General features: G+C 69.9%; 16 protein-coding genes. 9 read left to right on the forward strand and 7 right to left on the reverse strand.

The window, feature by feature from the left end:
• Window positions 1-20: 20 nt before the first annotated feature.
• Window positions 21-599, reverse strand: coding sequence for a DUF1003 domain-containing protein (locus EMA17_RS45570; RefSeq protein ID WP_126643107.1), 579 nt, complete (start codon window positions 597-599; stop codon window positions 21-23).
• On the reverse strand, window positions 589-1,863 hold the full coding sequence (locus EMA17_RS45575; protein ID WP_126643108.1) for a magnesium transporter MgtE N-terminal domain-containing protein: 1,275 nt from the start codon (window positions 1,861-1,863) through the stop codon (window positions 589-591). Before EMA17_RS45575 ends, EMA17_RS45570 begins: the two co-directional genes overlap by 11 nt.
• A 153-nt stretch (window positions 1,864-2,016) precedes the next feature.
• Between EMA17_RS45575 and EMA17_RS45580 the strand changes: the two genes are divergently transcribed.
• Together EMA17_RS45580 and EMA17_RS45585 are read left to right on the forward strand one after the other, a co-directional pair.
• Complete coding sequence (locus tag EMA17_RS45580; RefSeq protein WP_126643109.1) at window positions 2,017-2,796, forward strand: hypothetical protein; 780 nt, start codon at window positions 2,017-2,019, stop codon at window positions 2,794-2,796.
• Between the two features lie 123 nt (window positions 2,797-2,919).
• Window positions 2,920-3,879 carry a hypothetical protein gene (locus EMA17_RS45585; RefSeq protein WP_126643110.1) on the forward strand — a complete coding sequence of 320 codons (960 nt, stop codon included), beginning with the start codon at window positions 2,920-2,922 and terminating at the stop codon, window positions 3,877-3,879.
• 26 nt (window positions 3,880-3,905) lie between these two features.
• Here EMA17_RS45585 and EMA17_RS45590 read toward each other — a convergent pair whose 3' ends face one another.
• Window positions 3,906-4,463 carry a hypothetical protein gene (locus EMA17_RS45590; protein WP_246127315.1) on the reverse strand — a complete coding sequence of 186 codons (558 nt, stop codon included), beginning with the start codon at window positions 4,461-4,463 and terminating at the stop codon, window positions 3,906-3,908.
• A 115-nt stretch (window positions 4,464-4,578) separates the two neighbouring features.
• Between EMA17_RS45590 and EMA17_RS45595 the strand changes: the two genes are divergently transcribed.
• From EMA17_RS45595 to gltX, 4 genes are all read left to right on the forward strand, one after another.
• On the forward strand, window positions 4,579-5,547 hold the full coding sequence (locus tag EMA17_RS45595; RefSeq protein WP_126643111.1) for an HpcH/HpaI aldolase/citrate lyase family protein: 969 nt from the start codon (window positions 4,579-4,581) through the stop codon (window positions 5,545-5,547).
• Window positions 5,548-5,758: 211 nt separating this feature from the next.
• Window positions 5,759-6,100: an STAS domain-containing protein gene (locus EMA17_RS45600; RefSeq protein ID WP_126643112.1), complete on the forward strand. Its 342-nt coding sequence runs from the start codon at window positions 5,759-5,761 to the stop codon at window positions 6,098-6,100.
• 86 nt (window positions 6,101-6,186) lie between these two features.
• The gene (locus EMA17_RS45605; RefSeq protein ID WP_246127316.1) at window positions 6,187-6,654 is read left to right on the forward strand and encodes an ATP-binding protein; all 468 of its coding nucleotides are present in this window, start codon (window positions 6,187-6,189) and stop codon (window positions 6,652-6,654) included.
• A gap of 109 nt (window positions 6,655-6,763) precedes the next feature.
• Window positions 6,764-8,131: a glutamate--tRNA ligase gene (gene gltX / locus EMA17_RS45610; RefSeq protein ID WP_246127320.1), complete on the forward strand. Its 1,368-nt coding sequence runs from the start codon at window positions 6,764-6,766 to the stop codon at window positions 8,129-8,131.
• 77 nt (window positions 8,132-8,208) lie between these two features.
• On the opposite strand, the gene EMA17_RS45615 is transcribed toward gltX, so the two are convergent.
• From EMA17_RS45615 to EMA17_RS45625, 3 genes are all read right to left on the reverse strand, one after another.
• Window positions 8,209-9,522 (reverse strand): WxL domain-containing protein, encoded by a 1,314-nt coding sequence (locus EMA17_RS45615; RefSeq protein WP_126643115.1) that lies wholly within the window; start codon window positions 9,520-9,522, stop codon window positions 8,209-8,211.
• A 255-nt stretch (window positions 9,523-9,777) separates the two neighbouring features.
• Entirely contained in the window at window positions 9,778-11,376 is a 1,599-nt protein-coding gene (locus EMA17_RS45620) for a WxL domain-containing protein (RefSeq protein ID WP_126643116.1), read from the reverse strand.
• A 375-nt stretch (window positions 11,377-11,751) separates the two neighbouring features.
• Complete coding sequence (locus EMA17_RS45625) at window positions 11,752-13,446, reverse strand: hypothetical protein (RefSeq protein WP_126643117.1); 1,695 nt, start codon at window positions 13,444-13,446, stop codon at window positions 11,752-11,754.
• Window positions 13,447-14,042: 596 nt separating this feature from the next.
• On the opposite strand from EMA17_RS45625, the gene EMA17_RS45630 reads away from it, so the two are divergent.
• The 3 genes from EMA17_RS45630 (at window position 14,043) to EMA17_RS45640 (ending at window position 16,753) form a co-directional block, all read left to right on the forward strand.
• Window positions 14,043-14,591 carry a hypothetical protein gene (locus EMA17_RS45630; RefSeq protein ID WP_126643118.1) on the forward strand — a complete coding sequence of 183 codons (549 nt, stop codon included), beginning with the start codon at window positions 14,043-14,045 and terminating at the stop codon, window positions 14,589-14,591.
• A 903-nt stretch (window positions 14,592-15,494) separates the two neighbouring features.
• Entirely contained in the window at window positions 15,495-16,040 is a 546-nt protein-coding gene (locus EMA17_RS45635; RefSeq protein WP_126643119.1) for a hypothetical protein, read from the forward strand.
• A gap of 155 nt (window positions 16,041-16,195) precedes the next feature.
• Entirely contained in the window at window positions 16,196-16,753 is a 558-nt protein-coding gene (locus EMA17_RS45640) for a hypothetical protein (RefSeq protein ID WP_126643120.1), read from the forward strand.
• A gap of 72 nt (window positions 16,754-16,825) precedes the next feature.
• Here EMA17_RS45640 and EMA17_RS45645 read toward each other — a convergent pair whose 3' ends face one another.
• A complete protein-coding gene (locus EMA17_RS45645) occupies window positions 16,826-17,953 on the reverse strand; it encodes a hypothetical protein (protein ID WP_126643121.1) in 1,128 nt (375 codons plus the stop codon).
• Window positions 17,954-18,185: the final 232 nt, after the last annotated feature.

The following is an 18,185-nucleotide window of genomic DNA, read 5'->3' on the forward strand; positions in this document are numbered from 1 at the left end:
TATGTATAAGACGGTCGGGGCTACTCGGACTCCGGCGGGCGCGGCCCCCGGCCCGGGTGCGCGTCGGTGACCTCGCGGCCCATCAGCCAGCCGTCCGTCTCCCGACGCTCGTCCAACTCCTTGAGCATGGACTGCAGTTCCGAGCGCAGGAAGTCGCGCGTGGCGACCTCGCCGAGGGCGATCCGCAGCGCCGCGACCTCGCGGGTCAGATACTCGGTGTCGGCGATGTTGCGCTCGTTGCGGGCCCGGTCCTGCTCCAGGTTGACCCGGTCCCGGTCGTCCTGGCGATTTTGCGCGAGCAGGATCAGCGGCGCCGCGTACGACGCCTGGAGGGACAGCGCCAGGGTCAGGAAGATGAACGGATACTCGTCGAAGCGCAGCGCCGGCGGCACGAAGATGTTCCAGCCGATCCACACGATCACCGTGGCGGTCATGTAGACCAGGAACCGGCCGGTGCCCAGGAAGCGGGCGATCCGCTCGGAGAACCGGCCGAACGCCTCCGGGTCGTACGCGGGCAGCAGCGGGCGGCGCCCCGGAGCGCGCGGTTGATCCAGGCGCGGACGACGCCGCTTGTCGGTGCTCGTGCTCTCACGTGCCACGGCGGACACTCCCGTCTCCGTGTATCGAGCCCTCGCGCCAGTCCTCGGGCAGCAGGTGGTCGAGCACGTCGTCGACGGTGACCGCGCCGAGCAGGTGGTCGTCCTCGTCCACCACGGGCGCGGCGACCATGTTGTAGGCGGCCAGGAAGCTGGTCACCTCGGCGAGCGGGGTGTCCGGCCGCAGCGGCATCAGGTCGGTGTCCAGGACCGCGCCGACCAGGGTGAACGGCGGGTCGCGCAGCAGCCGCTGGAAGTGCACCGTGCCCAGATACTTGCCGGTCGGCGTCTCGGTCGGCGGCCGGCACACGTAGACCTGACTGGCCAGCGCCGGCGACAGGTCGGCGTTGCGCACCTGCGCCAGCGCCTCGGCGATGGTGGCGCCCGGCTCCAGCACGATCGGCTCGGTGGTCATCATGCCGCCGGCGGTGTCCTCGACGTAGGTCAGCAGCCGGCGCACGTCCTCGGCCTCCTCCGGCTCCATCAGACCGAGCAGGCGCTCCGCGGTGTCCTCGGGCAACTCGGAGATCAGGTCGGCGGCGTCGTCGGGGTCCATCGCCTCCAGCACGTCGGCCGCGCGCTCCTCCTGGAGCTGGCCCAGGATCTCCACCTGGTCGTCCTCGGGCAACTCCTCCAGCACGTCGGCGAGCCGGTCGTCGTCCAGCGCCGCGGCCACCTCGGCCCGACGTTTGGCGGACAGGTTGTGCAGCACGTTGGCCAGGTCGGCGGGGCGCAACTGCTCGAACGTGGCGAGCAGGTTGGCCGCGCCCTGCTGGTCCTCGGGGCGCTCGAAGCCGACCACCGCGTTCCAGTCGACGGTGATCGTCTCGCCGCGTCTGCGGCGCAGCGCCGAGGTGCCGCCCTTTTGTACGAAGAGTTTGGAGATCAGCCAGTCGCGCCCGCGTCCGAGCGCCATCGCCACGTCGAGGACGGTGACCGACTCGTCGTTCTCGGCCAGCGCCACCCGACGGTCCAGCATCTCGGCGAGCACCAGCGTCTCGCTCGGTCGTTGCTCGAAACGGCGCATGTTGACCAGCCCGGTGGTGATCACCTCGCCGGTCTCCACGCTGGTCACCCGGGTCATCGGGACGAAGATCCGGCGTCGGGTGGCCACCTCGACGACCAGGCCGAGCACACGCGGGGGCAGTTGGGCGGTACGCAGCATGACGACGACGTCGCGCAGCCGGCCGACGTGGTCGCCGTTGGGATCGAACACGGCCACGCCGGCGAGGTGCGAGATGAACACCCGCCCGGATGACGCACCCATGCCGTGGTCCCTCCGTTGCCGATGTCCGCCGCCGATGTGCCGCGCCGCCGATGTGTGTGCCCGGTCGTGCCGGGGGCATCCCAGTCGGTCAGGCTACCGGTGAAGGTGGGCATGATCACGACACCTCGCGCCCGGCTCAGTACAGTGCCGCCCGTGCGCTTGCCTCAGTCGAAGACCACGATCGCCCTCCTGACCGCCTGCGTGCTCGCCGGCACGGCGTGTTCGAAGGCGGACACCGGGCTCGGTTCGGAGTCCGCGGACGCCATCACCGGCAAGGCCAAGGCGGCGGCGGCCGGGGCCGGGGCGGTGCACGTGCAGGGGGTGTGGAAGATCCAGACCCAGCAGTTCAGGATCGACCTGCGACTCAAGCGCGACGGCGGGGTGGGCACCGTGGTCACCGCCGACAGCACCATCGAACTGCTGCGGATCGGCCAGGACCTGTACGTCCGCGGCGACGCCCGGCTGTACCAGGGCCGGGACGGGCGCGGCGGGGCGGACGTCGAGCAGTCGGCGCAGGCGTTGCGGGACAAGTTCGTCAAGGTGCCCGCCTCCGACCCCAGTTACGCGCGACTGTCCGGCTTCACCCGGATGCAGGACATGATCACCGATCTGATCCGGCTCAACGGCAAACTCAAGAAGGACGGCCGGGAAAAGGTGCGGGGCGTCGAAACGCTCAAGGTGGTGGCCGATCGCGGGCGCGGCGGCGAGTTGCGGGTGGCGCTGAACGGGACGCCGTACCCGCTCAAGTACATTCCTTCGCCGAGCGGCGGCGCGCTCGAACTGTTCGAATACGACCAGGACTTCCCGTTGGTGCTGCCCCATGCCGACGAGGTGCTGGACTACGGCACGCTGACCGACGGCAAGGACCCGTCGGGCAAGCCGACCGGCAGGCCCACGGACAAGCCCGGCGGGCCGGTGCCGGGCACCGACTGAGCCCGGCCGCGCGGGCTCCGGGATACCGTTTCCGGGAGCACGACGCGGAAGCACGACGACGCGGAGGGGCGTCGAGGCGGTCGGCGAAACCTACGAGACATCGAACGACGAGGGAACCAGGCGATGGATCACGTGCGACGCGGCTTCGTGGTGGCGACGGCGGCGGTATCGGTCACGGTGCTGGTCGCCGGGTGCAGTCCGGGACGGCCCGCGCACCGCTCGTGGCAGGCGCCGGTGGACGAGCCGACGGCGGGCGCTCCGCTGGGCAACCAGGTGGACGGGCTCGACCCGGCGGCGATCCTGCAGCGGGCCCAGGCCGCGACGGCCGCCGCCAAGTCGGTACACGTGAGGGGGGAGTCGGCCGTCCCGGGCACGGCGGGCAAGCCGGCCAAGCCGTTCAGCGTGGACATGCGCTTCACCAGCACCGGCAGCGAGGGCCGGATCGTCGAGGACAACACGACCGCGTACATCACCCGGGTGCAGAACCAGGTCTGGTTCCGGGGCGACGCGAAGTTCTGGTCCAAGGTCGACGGCGCCACCACGGAGGTGGCCAACCACGACAAGTTCGTCCAGGTGCCCTCCGGCGACAAGAAGTACGGCGGCATCGTCGAGAACACCTACGTCGAGCGGCTGACCAACAAGCTGATGGGCAAGCCGGGCAAGCTGGAGAAGGGCGCGGTCAAGCAGGTCAACGGACACCGGGCGATCGCCCTGGAGAACCGCACGCCGGGCGCGGGCGGCATCATCTGGGTGGCCACCGAGGGCGCCCCGTACCTGCTGCGCATGGAGTCCGCCGCCGACGCGCGCCGGGCCGGCGCGTTCGACTTCCTCGCCTACGGCGAGCGGGTCGACGTGCACGCGCCGGAGCCCAAGGACGTGGTGGACAAGGACCTGACCACGCCGGGGCGGTCGACGAGCGGCAGCAACGGCTCCTCCGCCGGCACCGGCGGCTCGACCGGGCGTCCGTCGACCGGAGCGCCCGCCACGGGCTCGTCCGGCAGCACCCGCCGACCCGACATCGGGCGCACGTCCAAGCCGCCGGTGCCGCCGGGCCTGAGGAACGACCCGGTGCTGTTCTCCTGAGGCGCGCCCGAGGTGTCGGCGCGGGCTCAGTCGCGCCGGCGCAGTCGGCCGATCGACCAGTTGAGCGGGGACGCGCCCCGGGTCACCGCGGGTGAGCCGATCGGCACCGCGCGGCCGGCGTCGTGGGGCAGCGCGCGGGCGGGCCCGGTGGGGGTGAGCCGGACCAGATCGCACTCCCGGGCCCAGCGGGCGGGCTGCTCCTCGCCGTCGGGCGCGTTCAACCGGGCGGCGTGCAGGGCGAGTACGGCCGGCTCGTAGGTCGGGTCGCCGGGCGCGACCACGGCGACCCGCGCGGTCCAGCCCGGCAGTCGGCCGCCCTTGTCCTTGCTGCGCACGTCCACCAGCACGGTCGCGGCGGCGGCCAGGCCGGGCACGAACTGCTCCACCGCGCCGGGCTCGCGGGCGGTCACCAGCCACGATGCGCCGTCGAGCCACACGTGCCAGACGGGGCGGGCCGGGGCGGGGGAGACGGTGAGCCACAGGAGGCCGGACTTCTTCGCGGCTTCTTCGAGCAGCGCCGCCTCCTCGAGCGGTGTCGCCGCTTCGAGCGGGGCGCCTTCGGGCGTGCCGTCGGTGTCCGTCATGCGCCACAGCGTCCCACAACGCGCGGGCCCCGAACGTGCGCCACCTCATAGTCCCTTTCGGGTGACCCGTCGGTAACCTGACCGCACGATCCGCAGCACTGGGAGGACCAGAGACATGGCCGCCACATCGCGTAGCTTGCGTTCCCGCCGTTCCTGTATGGCCGTACCCGGCAGCAACCCGCGCTTCATCGAGAAGGCGCAGGGGCTCCCGGTCGACCAGGTGTTCCTCGACCTGGAGGACGCCTGCGCCCCGCTCGCGAAGGAGGGCGCGCGGCACACCATCGTCGACGCGCTGAACAACGGCGACTGGGGGGACCGGATCCGCGTCGTGCGGGTCAACGACTGGACCACCCACTGGACCTACCGCGACGTGGTCACCGTGGTCGAGGGCGCGGGAGCCAACCTCGACGCGATCATGCTGCCCAAGGTGCAGGACGCGGGCCAGGTCAAGGCGTTGGACCTGCTGCTCACCCAGATCGAGAAGACGGTCGGCCTAGAGGTCGGCCGGATCGGCATCGAGGCGCAGATCGAGAACGCCCGCGGCCTGGTCAACGTCGACGAGATCGCCGCCGCGTCGCCCCGGGTGGAGACGATCATCTTCGGCCCGGCCGACTTCATGGCGTCGATCAACATGAAGTCCCTGGTGGTCGGCGAGCAGCCGCCGGGCTACGACACGGGCGACGCGTACCACTACATCCTGATGCGCATCCTGATGGCCGCGCGGGCCAACGACCTCCAGGCGATCGACGGCCCCTACCTCCAGATCAAGGACGTCGAGGGCTTCCGTCGGGTGGCCGGCCGCTCGGCCGCGCTGGGCTTCGACGGCAAGTGGGTGCTGCACCCCGGCCAGATCGACGCCGCGAACGAGCTGTACCAGCCCACCCAGGCCGACTACGACCACGCCGAGATGATCCTCGACGCGTACGACTGGTGCACCTCCGCCGAGGGCGGGATGAAGGGCGCCGCGATGCTCGGCGACGAGATGATCGACGAGGCCTCGCGCAAGATGGCCCTGGTCATCTCGGCCAAGGGCCGCGCCGCCGGGATGCGGCGCACGCTGAAGTTCGAGCCGCCGCAGGGCTGACGCCGGATCGGTACGACGGCGAGGGGCGGTTCCGGGCAGCCGGACCCGCCCCTCGGCGCGTGCCCGCGGCCCGGATCGTGCCCCCGGATCGGCACCGCGCCGGGTCGTGGCGACCGTGGATCGGTGTCCGACCCCCACCGGGGCGGGGCGGTCGTCTATCGTGTGCCCGGGCCGGAGTACTTCGGCGGGCAAAGGGCAGCAGGAGGCTGGCATGCAGGGTGGCTTGACGGTGTCCGTGCACACCCAGGGCACCTCTTCGATCGTCACAATCGCCGGTGAGATCGATGTGGACAGCGCCGCCGCGGTGCGGGACCGTCTGTTCGAGTGTGTCGAACGGGGCAGTGTGCGTCTGGTGATCGACTGCTCCGAGCTCGACTTCTGTGATTCGACCGGGTTGAACGCGTTCCTCGCCGCCCGACTGCGCGCGCAGGCCGCGGGCGGAGCGGTCCACCTCGTGGGCGTTCAACCTGCCGTTGCGCGGGTATTCGAGATCACCGGTGCGGTACAGGGGTTCACTTTCCACGAGACCCTGGCAGAGGCGGTCGGAGAGTAGCCCGTGACTTCTGGTGTCCTCCAGCGGGATGCGGGCAACTATCACCGCGTAGCGGCGTGAGCGAGGTGAGCCAATAGATGTGCGCCATGCGATCGCAGGCGCCCGGCGACGGGGAGGCCTGTTTCTCCACCCCACCGCTTCGTCAGGTGCGGAGACTGCCGTTCGAGGGTGCGGCGGGGGCGGTGGCGCGGTCGCGGACGTTCATCCGCAACACGCTCCACGCGTACGGATGGACCGGCTCCGACGACGAGCAGGTGCTGCTGACCTCCGACGACGTGCTGCTCGTCGCGGTCGAGCTGGTCACCAACGCGTGCCTGCACGCGGGCGGCCCGGTGGAGTTGCGGGTGGTGCGGACCAGCGACCTGCTGCGGATCGAGGTGGACGACCGCAGCGAGCAGCCGCCGCAGCCGAGGTCGCCGCACTCCGGCACGCGACCGGGGGGTCACGGACTGCACATCATCCGCCGGTTGACGCTGGACTGGGGTGTGGTCGTGCACCGGGAGCAGGGCAAGACGGTCTGGGTGGACATGCCCGTTCCCGAGGCGATGCGCTGAGCCGACGGGCCGGGGGCGTACCGGGCCGAGGCCGGCCCGGGCGGCCGATACCCTGGACCACATGTCTGCCTCTTCGGTTCGTGTTCGCTTCGCTCCCTCTCCCACCGGCATGTTCCACGTCGGTGGCGCTCGTTCCGCGCTGTACAACTGGGCCGTGGCGCACAAGGCCGGCGGCGTGTTCGTGTTGCGGATCGAGGACACCGACGAGGCGCGCAACCGGCCGGAGTGGACCGACGGCATCCTGAGCGCGCTCGCGGCGATCGGGATCGACTCGGCCGACCCGGCCTTCGAGGGCCCCTACTTCCAGTCGCGGAACGCGACGCTGCACCGCGAGTCGGCGGTCCGCCTGTTCGAGGCGGGCCGCGCGTACTACTGCGACTGCACCCGCGAGGACCTGGAGGCCCGGACCGGCTCCAAGCACCTGGGCTACGACGGCTTCTGCCGCGACCGCGGGCTGGCGGCGGGCGACGGGCGCGCGCTGCGCTTCCGTACCCCGGACGAGGGCGTCACGGTGGTGGCCGACCTGGTGCGCGGCGACACCGAGTTCCCGAACGCGTCGCTCGAGGACTTCGTGATCGCCCGGGGCAACGGCTCGGCGGTGTTCCTGCTGGCGAACGTGGTCGACGACGTCGACCAGAAGATCACCATGGTGATCCGCGGCGAGGAGCACCTGTCCAACGCGGCCAAGCAGCAACTCCTGTGGGAGGCGCTGGGCGCGACCCCGCCGCAGTGGGCGCACCTGCCGGTGATCGTGAACGAGAAGCGGCAGAAGTTGTCCAAGCGCCGGGACAAGGTGGCGCTCGAGTCCTACCTGGACGAGGGCTACCTGCCCGACGCGCTGGTGAACTACCTGTTCCTGCTCGGGTGGGGCCCCAAGGACGACATCGAGATCCGGCCGTACGCCGAGCTGGAGCAGCTGTTCGACCTGCGCGACGTGAACAAGTCGTCGGCCTTCTTCGACGTGAAGAAGTTGTCCTCGTTCAACGCGGACTACATCCGCGCGCTGGACGCGGACGCCTTCGTGCGCGCCTGCGAGCCGTGGCTGCTCGGGCCCAAGGCGCCGTGGGCGAAGGAGGCGTACGACCCGGCCGTGTTCGCCGAGGTGGCGCCGCTGGTGCAGACCCGGATCACGGTGCTGGACGAGGTGCCGATGTACGTCGACTTCCTGTTCCTGGCCGAGCCGGCCGACGACGAGGCGGCCTGGGCCAAGGCGATGAAGCCGGGCGCGGCCGACGTGCTCACGAGCGCCCGCGACGAACTCTCCCGGGCCGAGTGGAACGTCGACGCGCTCAAGGCCGCGGTCGAGGCCGCCGGCGCCGCCCACGGCCTCAAGCTCTCCAAGTCGCAGGCCCCGGTCCGCGTCGCCGTCACCGGCCGCACCATCGGCCTCCCGCTGTTCGAATCCCTCCAGGTCCTCGGCCGCGACCGGGTCCTGGCCCGCGTCGACCGCGCGCTGAAGCGCCTGGCCGCGCAATAGCGGCTCCGGCGATACGACGGCGGCCCGCGCACCGGACACCGGTGTGCGGGCCGCCGTCGTATCGGGGCGCGTGTGGGTCAGCCGATCGACAGGGTCAGCGTGGCGTTGTAGGCGCCCGGCTTCTGGTACGCGGGGACCGCGAGGGCGATCGCGGCGCCGGCGGTGAACGTGCCGCCGCCGCGGGCTCCCGCGGGCGCCGAGGCGAGCGTCGCTCCCCCGGCGATCCGGCCGGGGGAGCCCGGAGCGGCGGTGCCCGGGGAACCCGGCTCGGTGCGGACCGAGGGCGTCCAGGTGAATCGTTCGGCCGGAATTCGACCACCGTCGGGCGAGGTGAAGTCCGAGACGTCGGCGGTCAGCGACCAGCCGAGCGTACCGGCGCGCACGTCGGTTACGGTGACGGGGTTCAAGGCACCGTTCATCGTCTGCGCGGTGCCGTCGAGGGTGATGTCGGACAGCCTTGCCGTGCCCGCCTCCTGACGAAGGGTCAGGCCGCCGGGGAGGACCGCCCCGGTGATCCGCGCGCTGCCGGATTGGTTCGCTGACGCCCTGGTCAGCTCCCGGCTCGCGCCGAACGTGCCCACCATGACGCGCAGATACACCCGGTCGAGCACGGGGATGGATCCCGACGTGTTCGCGTTGACGGTCGCGGATCCGGTCAGGTGTCCGTCTCGGGCACTGCCGGTGGCGGAGCCCACCCATTCCGGGAGGCAGACGTCGGTCGGTGTCGCGCACACCTCGACGCGGGCGTTGCCGTCGGGCCAGCCCTCGCCGGTGAATTCGACACGCTGCCCGGTGACGATCCGGGTCGGGGTGACCTCCAAGGTGGGGCCGGGACCGATGTCCACGGTGCGGGAGACGGCGGGCCGGGTGATGGGGGAGCAGGTCATCACCGGGAAGGGCGAGAGCTTCTCGAACATCGTGTACGCGCCCGGGGTGAGCGTGATCGGGCCGCTCGCCGGAAGCCGGAACGTGCCGGTGAGGTCGTCGACATCGATGCTTGCTCCGGGCGATCCCGGTTGCGGGCGCGGCGACCCGGAGACGGTGAAGGTGGTCGGATCGGGGCCGTCGACCAGAATCTCGGCGCGGACACCCAGCGGGCGTCCGCCGCCGGGCGGGACCGGGATCGACGGCCGACTCTGCCAGTGCCATGTCACGGTGACGAGTTCGCCGGCGCGGTAGACCGACTTCTCCGGCCGGACCGTCAGGTCGACCCGAGGCTCGTCGGAGCCCCATATGGGCCGGGTGGGACCATCGAGGACGCAGCGTTCCGGGAACGCCACCGCGGTGGCGCCGGCCGGAGCGGCGGCGACCACGAGGGCGGTGGTCGCGACGGCGAGCGCCGCAGCGAGACTCATCAGGGCGCGACGAGTGATGTGCCTGGTTCGGTGCACGAAACTCCTTGCCGGGGTGTGGAATCGGTGGCCACATCACGCGGAGGGCCGTCGGACGAGCGATCCGACGACGTGGGTCCCGACGGGATGTTTGGCGGAGTCAATGATTGCGGATCGCGGCTCGAAACGCATGTCCATTCGAGTGCCGACGGGTGCGCGGCGGAGTGGGCTTCGGTGTGGGTGGGGCTCGGGTGACATGCGGACGGCCCCCGCGACCGAAGTCGCGGGGGCCGTCCGGGTGTTCGTGTGCGTGGGTCAGCTGATCGAGAGGGTCAGGGTGCTGGTGTAGGTGCCGATGGCCTGGTACGCCGGGACGGCGAGGGACAGGTCCGCGTCGGCGGAGAAGGTGCCGCCCGTGCTCGCCGCGGCCGGGGCCGAGGCCAGGGTGGCGCCGGTGCCGATCGGGCCGGCGCTACCGGGCACCGCGGTGCTCGGCGAGCCGGTGCCGGTGGTCACCTTCGGGGTCCAGGTGAACTTGTCGGCGCCGATCTTGCCGCCGCTGCCATTGGCGAAGTCGGACACCGAGCCGGTGAGGGTCCACCCGGTGTTGCCGCCGCGGAAGTCCTTCACGGTCACGGTGTTCAGCGCGCCGGTCATGTTCTGCGCCTGGCCGTTGAGCGTGATGTCCGACAGCTTGATGGCGCCGGCTTCCTGCGAGATGGTCAGACCGCCGGCGACGACGTTGCCGGTCACGGTCTGGCTCAGGTCGCGGCCGGGAACGGTGACGCGGAACGGCTTGGTCACCGCGGTGTCGTCCGAGCCCTCGTTCACCTTGATCGCGGTGATGTTGTCCTTGCTCACCACGAGGTCGGTGATGTTGATGGTCCCGTCCGCGGCGGCCTCGGTGTACGCGCTGACGTCGTCGTCCTGGACGTCGCCGGCCATGCCGTACGCCAGGACGTAGTTGCCCGGGGTCCAGCCGGAGCCGGTGATCACGACGGTGGTGCCGACCGGGCCGTGGTCGACGCTGAGCGAGATCTTGCGCTCGACCGCCTTGACCTTGACCACGCCGCTCAGCGCCTCGACGCCGCTGCTCTTGACCTTCACCTTGTAGTCGCCGGCGGCCACGTTCTGCTTGACCGTGACGGTGCCGGAGAGCTTGTTGCCGGCGCCGACGGCGAGGGTGTTCGCGCTGATCTTGCCGGCGTCGCAGGCCGAGCCGTCGGCGGCGCACAGTTCCGGCGTCAGCGTGCCGGCGGGCCAGTTGTCACCGGCGACGGTGATCTGGCCACCCGCGCTGACCTCGCCGGGCGTCGCGGTGACGGTCGGGTTCTCGGAGCCGGAGCCCTCGACGTTGATCGTGGTGCCGGGGGCGACGGGCGTCACCGGGGTGCACGCGGTGGCGACGTCGCTGCCCAGGCCCGCGTCCACGAACGACGTGTAGTTGCCGGGGGCGAGGTTGAGCGCGCCGGGCTTGGTGAGCGTGATGCTCGCCGTCATGTCCGACAGCTTCAACTCCTCGCCGGGCGCGGCGTCGGGGTTGATGCGCGGACCCTCCACCGGCAGGGAGGCGGTCTGCGCGCCGGTGAGCAGGACCTCACCCTTGGGCAGCGCCTTGTTCTCACCGACGTGGATGCCGAAGGGCGTGTTGATCGGCACCACGCCGTACTTGAGCCATTTCCACGTCACGGTGACCTGGTCGCCGACCGTGTAGGTCGCCTTCGCGGGGGTGACCTGGATGTCCATCTTGAGGTCACCGTCGGCGATGTCGGCCAGGAACGGGTTGGTGCAGTGCGCGCGGTAGTCGACCGAGGCCGCCGAGGCGGACGGTGCGAGCGCGATCAGACCGGCGGTACCGGCCATCGCCAGCGTGCCGATCAGCGCGGTGCTTCTGCGTGGAGCGATTCTTCGCATTCGGGACACTATTCTCCTCGCCGGGATGGAATATGCCTACCGTCACTGTGGAGCAGAACTTCGACATCCGGGGAGAATGACCTGCGGCGTTTGTCGCCGGCGAGGGCGAGGTCGGCCGAACCCTCGTCCGGAATGTGCGGGGTGCGTGGCGGTGGTCGGCAATAGATGGTCCGACACCGTATTCATCCGGTAATCGCTGACAAAGTCAATAACTGTTCCGCGGGAATCCTGTTGGCACGTGTCAACAAGATCGACTTCCGGTGGCGGCACGATGGGAATGGCGTATTCCGGTTCCGGAAACGCGGCGGAGGCCGCCGTCCGGGTGGACGGCGGCCTCCGCGTGCTGTGCGTCGAGCCGTGTGCTTCCCGATCGGGTCAGGTCACCTTGAACGGGGTCGTGGCCAGTCGGTCGGAGTGGAAGGTCTCCGAGGCGATGATCCCGGTCGTGTTCGACTTGGTGATCAGGATCCAGATGCTGAAGTCGCCGTTGGCGTTGGCCCACGCGCCGGCCCAGTCGCTGGTCTTGGAGTCACCCGCGAGACCGTTGACGTTGACCCACGCGAGCGAGCCGTAGCCGTGCCCGGTGACCAGGACGAACGTGCACGGGCTGCCCGAGGTCTTGTTCAGTTCCAGCCAGCGGCGCTGCACGGTGATCGCGGTCAGCGCCGAGTTGCCACCGCCGTCGCTGAGCTTGAGCTTGTAGGTGCCCTCGCCCACGTTGCCCGCGATCGTCACGTTTCCGGCCAGCGCGCCGTCGGCGGCGATGGTGAGCGGACCGGAGCTGATCCGGGCGGTGCTGCACGCCGAACCGTCGGCCGCGCACAGCGACGCGGTGGCCGAGCCGTTCGGGGTCCAGTTGTTGCCGGACACCGCCACCGTGCCACCCGCGTGGGTGGACGCCGGCGACGCCGACAGGGTGGCCGGCAGGGCCGCGCCGATGGTGAACGGAGCGCCCACCATGGTGGTTTCGTCGGTGCCCTCCATCAGGACGATCGAGGTGATCGAGGCCATGCTGGCGACGAAGTCCGGAATCACGATGGAACCGTCTGCGGCCGACTGGCCGTAGACCAGCGTGTCGTCGAGCAGGTTTCCGGCCGCGTCCCGGCCGTAGGCCAGGATGTAGATGTTCGGGTTGAAGTTCTTGCCGGTGATGGTGACGCCGGTGCCCACGGGTCCGCGGTTCGGGCTCAGCGAGATCGTCCGGGCGACCGCGTTGATCTTGACCGGGGTGAGCGCCTCGCCGGCGCCGACCTTGACCTTCAGCTTGTAGTTGCCGGTCGGCACGGTCGCGACCGTGTTGACGTTGCCGGACAGCGCGCCGTTGGCCACCACGAGGCTGTTCGCCGCGATGCTGTTGGCGTTGCACGCGGCGCCGTTCGCGTCGCACAGCTCGACCGAGGGAGTGCCCGCGGCCCAGTTGGCGCCGGACAGCGCGACCTGCGAACCGGCGTTGAATTCACCGGGGTTCGCGCTCAGGGTGGGCGCGCCCGTCGAGGGGCCGTCCACGGTGAGGGTGCGCGAGACCGCGATGGGGTTGACCGGCGAGCACTTGGTCTCGACCTTTTGCCCGAGTGCCGTGGTGAAGGTCGAGTAGATGTCCGGGGTCAGCCCGACCTGCCCGGCCTGGGTCAGGGTGAAGCTGCCGACCGGGTTGCTCAGGATCAGGTCCTGGCCGGGCAGCGCCTCCGGGTTGATCTGCGGTCCCTGGATGGCGAAGTTGCCGGTCTGCGCGCCCGTCAACTTCACCGTGCCGACCGGGTAGGTCGAGTCCTTCGGCACCTTCCCGACGACCGGGATCGACGTCGGCGCCTTCGGGTAGAGCTTCCACTGCCACTCGACCGAGACCACGTCGCCCACCTGGTAGGTGCTCTTGGCGGGGGTGACGACCAGGTCGATCTTGACGTTGCCGTCCGGCGGGTTCGAGTACGGGTTGGTGCAGTGCGTCGCGTAGTCGACGGTGTCGGCCTGGGCCGAGGGGGCGATCGCGACGAGCGCGCCGGTGCCGGCGACGGTGGCGGCCGCCGCGATGGCGGCCAGTCTGCGAGAGGCGATTCTTCGTATTCGGGACACGGTTCTCCTAGCCGGGTGGGGAAGTGCCGAGTGACGCGTGGTGCGGAGGTCCGGCTCGCCCCGGCGATGCCCGATGGCTGCCGATTCGCTGATCGACGCCACGTTCATCCGTCGGGTACGGATGTCGGAAGCGATGACCGAGAAGCGTGGAATGGGACGGGGAAGGCGAACTCCGACGTGGTGCTGGTGTCGAAGATCTAGCGAACAAAGCCCCAGGAAGCAATGCGTAAATGGTGATCATCTTGGTGTCACGTGTCACCATGATCAACTTTGATAAACCACCGAACGAAACCCTTTTCAAAGTTGACCGTGTCAATAGGTCGGGCTCTTCGAATGCTGGTTCTTGCCCCATTGATTCGTCTACAAAACCGTATTGACTTCTTCCGCTTACGCAGTTTCACTCATGGCTGTGCCGGAGGGGCCCCGAAGCGTGGGGCGAAGCGCCCCGACCCGGATCCCGATCACCTCGGCCGTCCCCTGTGGCGGTCGACGTCGGGATGCCCGCCGGCAGCTCCACCGTTTCCGCCTGCGGTGCAGGCCAGGGAGAACGTGCGCCACCACCAGGTCTCAGGAAATCGTCGACAAGGAGCTCCATCATGTCCCGTTCCAAGCTCGCCACCACCGGCATCGCCTGCGTATCCGTCGCGTTCGCCGCGGCGGTGGCCCTGTCCGGCACGGCGCACGCGGTTCCCGATTCCCGGGGGGTGACGCTGACCTGCCAGGACAGCACTGGTAAGACCTGGGTCACCGCCGGCGCCGGCACCCTGACGTCGAGCGACCCGGGTGGCACCAACCCGCAGAAGATGAAGCTCGCTTCGCCGATGGTGGCGCCGATCGCCATCCCGGCGAACTCGCTGGCCACCGTCATCCGTACGGTCCAGACCGGCGCCGGCGCGGGCACCATCCGCGACTTCGTCGGTACGGTCAACCCGCCGATGAACATCGGAAACCCGATCACCCTCGGGGCGATTCCGGCCACGGCGCGCCTGGCCGCGGGCACCACCGTGCGACTGCAGGACACCTCGGCCGCGGCGCCCAGCGCCACCAACTGGTCGATGAAGATCAACACCACCATTTCCGGTTCGTCGGTCGACATCTACTGCGCCGGCAAGCAGGACGCGGCCTCGGGCGACTTCAGCTTCTAGTCGCCTACCCGGTCGGGTGCTCCGGGTGGGTGCCCGGCCGGGTCGAGGACGCGGGTGTGACGGTCCGCTGCCGCAATGCCTGCCCGGGTGGCGTATGCGCCGCCCGGGCAGGCGCTTTTTCGTTTCCGGCGGCCCGCCCCTTTCGGCGCGACAGGGGCGGGGCCGGAAATAGTGTGACCGTTTGAATCGGGTGTCACGTGTCACCGACGGAAATTTGATAAACCGCGATTCGCATGTGATGTGCGGGTCGCGTTTCGTGTTCCCGGGCGTACGTCGGGTCGGGCGCGGCCGTGAGTACCCGGTCGATGTGGACCGCACTCCTCGGGCCCGTGTGCGGGTCGGAGCGGCCGGAGACAATGGCCGCACCCTCCCGGGCGCCCGCCGCCGGGAGAGCGGCGTCGGCGGCCGGCCGGCGACCCGTCCCGGCGATGGCCTCGTCGGAAGCCGCCCGGAAGCCGCGGAGCACATGATCGGAAAGCGGTGGATCCGACGACCGAGGCTCTGCCGCGCGGCGGTCCTTTTCGTTTTCATTGGGCATTTAAACGAGTGGAATCACAGTAAGTAATCGAGCCTGTATAGTGACGCGTGTCACCATGATCAAGATTATGTAATTGATGATCACTGGCAATGGATGGCAGGTCTTGGTCAATATGGTTGGAAGGTAGTCGATGATCACTTGGCAATGTAAAGGTGGACAATAGGCATTGACTTCTTTTCGGTATCCCGCTTCACTCTCCCTTGCCGGGGAACCGAACTCGAAGCAATACGGATCCTTCTGCGGTAACGGAGGCATCGCTCGTGTCGATGTCGAGATACCGGCCGGCGGTACCAGCGCCCTGCCCGCCGCGGGTGGTCGGGTGGGCGTGTCTTCGTTCGGAAAGCCGTGAAAGGAGCACTACCTTCATGTCTCGTTCCAAGATCGCCTCGGTCGGCATCGCCTGCACGGCGGGTGCCTTCGCGGCCACGATGGCTCTCTCGGGTACCGCCTCGGCTCTGCCGCCGGAAAACCGCGCCGTCTCCGGCATGACGTGTGTGGACATTCTCAGCAGCACCGTCTGGGTCTCCGGTGGCACCGGCACCCTCGCCTCCAGCGACCCGGGTGCGCCCAACGCGCAGAAGATGAAGCTGACGTCGTCGATGACGGCGCCCGTCGCCATCGCGCCCAACACGCTCACCACCACCATCCTGTTCACCGGCGGGATCACCTTCTCCGGGGTGGTCAACCCGCCGATGAACGGCCCGAACCCGCCCAACCCGGGCAGCCCGATCACCCTCGGTCCGGTCGCCGCCGGCTCCAGGATCGCCTCGGGCACCACGACGAACATGGTCGCCACCTCCGGAACCCCGACCGCCACGAACTACTCGGTGCGCATCCAGGCGTCGTTCTCGGGTCTGCCCCCGGCCGACATCCGTTGCACCGGCAGCCAGACCGGGACCTTCACGTTCTGATCCGACCGGCTCTCGACCAGGGAGCCGGAGCCCTCGGCTCCGAACGCACCTCGCGCCCGTCGTGGCGACCTTCGGGTCGCCGCGACGGGCGTTCCCCATGTATCGGCGCTTCGCCGACCGCTTCGATGATCGATCGACTCGGGGAAGGACCCCACATGACCCGTTCCAGGCTCGCCACGACGGCTGTCGCCTGCACCGTGGGCGCATGGGCCGCGGTGACCGCGCTGTCCACGTCCGCGTACGCGATTCCGCCGGAGTCGAGGGCGGTCGGCATCAGCTGCGCCGACTCCAGCGGCATGATCTTCGCCGGTCCCTCGCTCGTCTCCGGGACGCTGACGTCGAGCGCGCCCAGCCCCTCCCTGCCGCAGAAGCTCAAACTGGGCCTGACGATCACCAACCCCGCGAACATTGCGCCCAACTCGGCCACGATGGTCTTCCGCACGGTGCAGACCAGCGGCGGCGGATCGGGCGTCGGGACGGTGTTCGATTTCGCGGGCACGACCCACCCGGCCTGGGGCCCGGTCCCACCGATGGTCATGGGCCCGCTTTCCGCTCCCGTGCGGATCCCCGCCGGCACCGCCCTGCGGCTGAAGACCACCACCGGCACGCCGAGTGCCGCGAACTGGTCGATCAAGGTGCACAATCCGGTGGCGGGCAACGACATTTACTGCGTCGGCAGCCAGAACGGCGGTTCGGCGGACTTCACCTTCTGAGCCCGGTCGCCGCACGAACATCGGCCCCGGTATCCGTCGCGGATACCGGGGCCGATGTTTGTGCGGCGCGGGCTACTTCACCGTGATGCCCGCCATGCCGAGCTTGTCGAACTTGAAGCTCGTGTCGACCTCGACCGCCGTGATGCCGGTGGTCTTCTTGCTCGTGACCAGGATCCACGAGCTGAACCTGCCGTTGCGGTCGGTCCAGGCCAGGCCGAAGTTGAAGGTCGGGTTCGCGCCCTCCACGCCGGCCAGCGCGATCAGCGTGTTCGGGGTGAAGTTCTCCCCGGACACCTTCACGAACGTCCACGGCCGCACCGTGCTCTTGCTGAGCGTCACCTTGCGCTGCGGGACCGGGACCTCGACCTTCTTCACGGTCAGCGGCGTGGAGGCGGTGCGGGCGCCGTCGGTGACCTGGACGCTGTACGTGCCGTCCGCGGTGCCGGGGGCGACGGTCACACCGCCCGAGAGCACACCGTCGGCGCCGATCCGCAGGCTGTTGGCGGAGATGCCCGCCGGGTTGCACGCGGTGCCGTCCGCGGCGCACAGGGACGGCGTGGCGGTGCCGCCCCCGGTCCAGTTGGTACCGGAGAGCGTGGTCTCCTTGCCGGCTTCCACGGTGCCCGGGGACGCGCTCAGGGTGGCCGTCTCGGGCGTGCTCCGCACGGCGATGCTCTGCACCACGCCGGAGCCGCCGGTGACCGCGCACGGCGTGCTGAAGTTGCCGTACGGCGTCACCGTGGCGGTGGTGGTCTTGGTCGGCGTCAGGTCGACGGTGCCGGTCGCGGTGGCCGGGATCTGGAGCCGGACCGAGAACGGCGGGCTCTGGATCGGTGTGTTCGCCGGGATGTCGATCGTGGTCTCGGCGCCGGCGAGGGTGACCGAGCCGGTCGCGCCGCCGGACAGGGCGAAGTCGATCGACGGGGTCATCTTGATGCCGTTGAGCGCGGCGGGGCTGGTCGCCGGGCTGGCCCCGAGGGTGATCCTCAGGTCGACCGTCTCGCCGGGCTTGGCGGTGGTCGGGCCGTCCACGGTCACCGACATCGGCCCGGTCTTGTCGCCCTGGCCGAGCGGCAGCGAGCACGTGACCGTCGGCGTCGCGGTGCCGGCGAAGGCGGCGGGGGCGGCGGCGAGGAATCCGGTGATCGCCAGCGTGCCGACGCCGAGTCCGGCGGTCAGGCGCTTGGTGCGCTGCTTCATGAGGGTTGGCTCCCTGTCCTGCGTTCCTTGCCGGCGGCGGGCGTTGGCGTCGCGTCGGCGGCATGGGGGCGGATACGCGCGTGGCTAAGTGGAACGTGTTCCAGAAGTGGGGCGGGTCACATTGATGCGCCTTCGCCTGTCGAAGTCAAGAGGTGCGAAAGCCCCCGACGGCCCGACGGGAGGTCTTCGACAGGGCCCTGACCTGCACTGACACGTGTCGTTCGGAAGCGGT

It is taken from the genome of Embleya hyalina, assembly GCF_003967355.1.
In the GTDB taxonomy this organism is placed as follows: Bacteria; Actinomycetota; Actinomycetes; order Streptomycetales; family Streptomycetaceae; genus Embleya; species Embleya hyalina.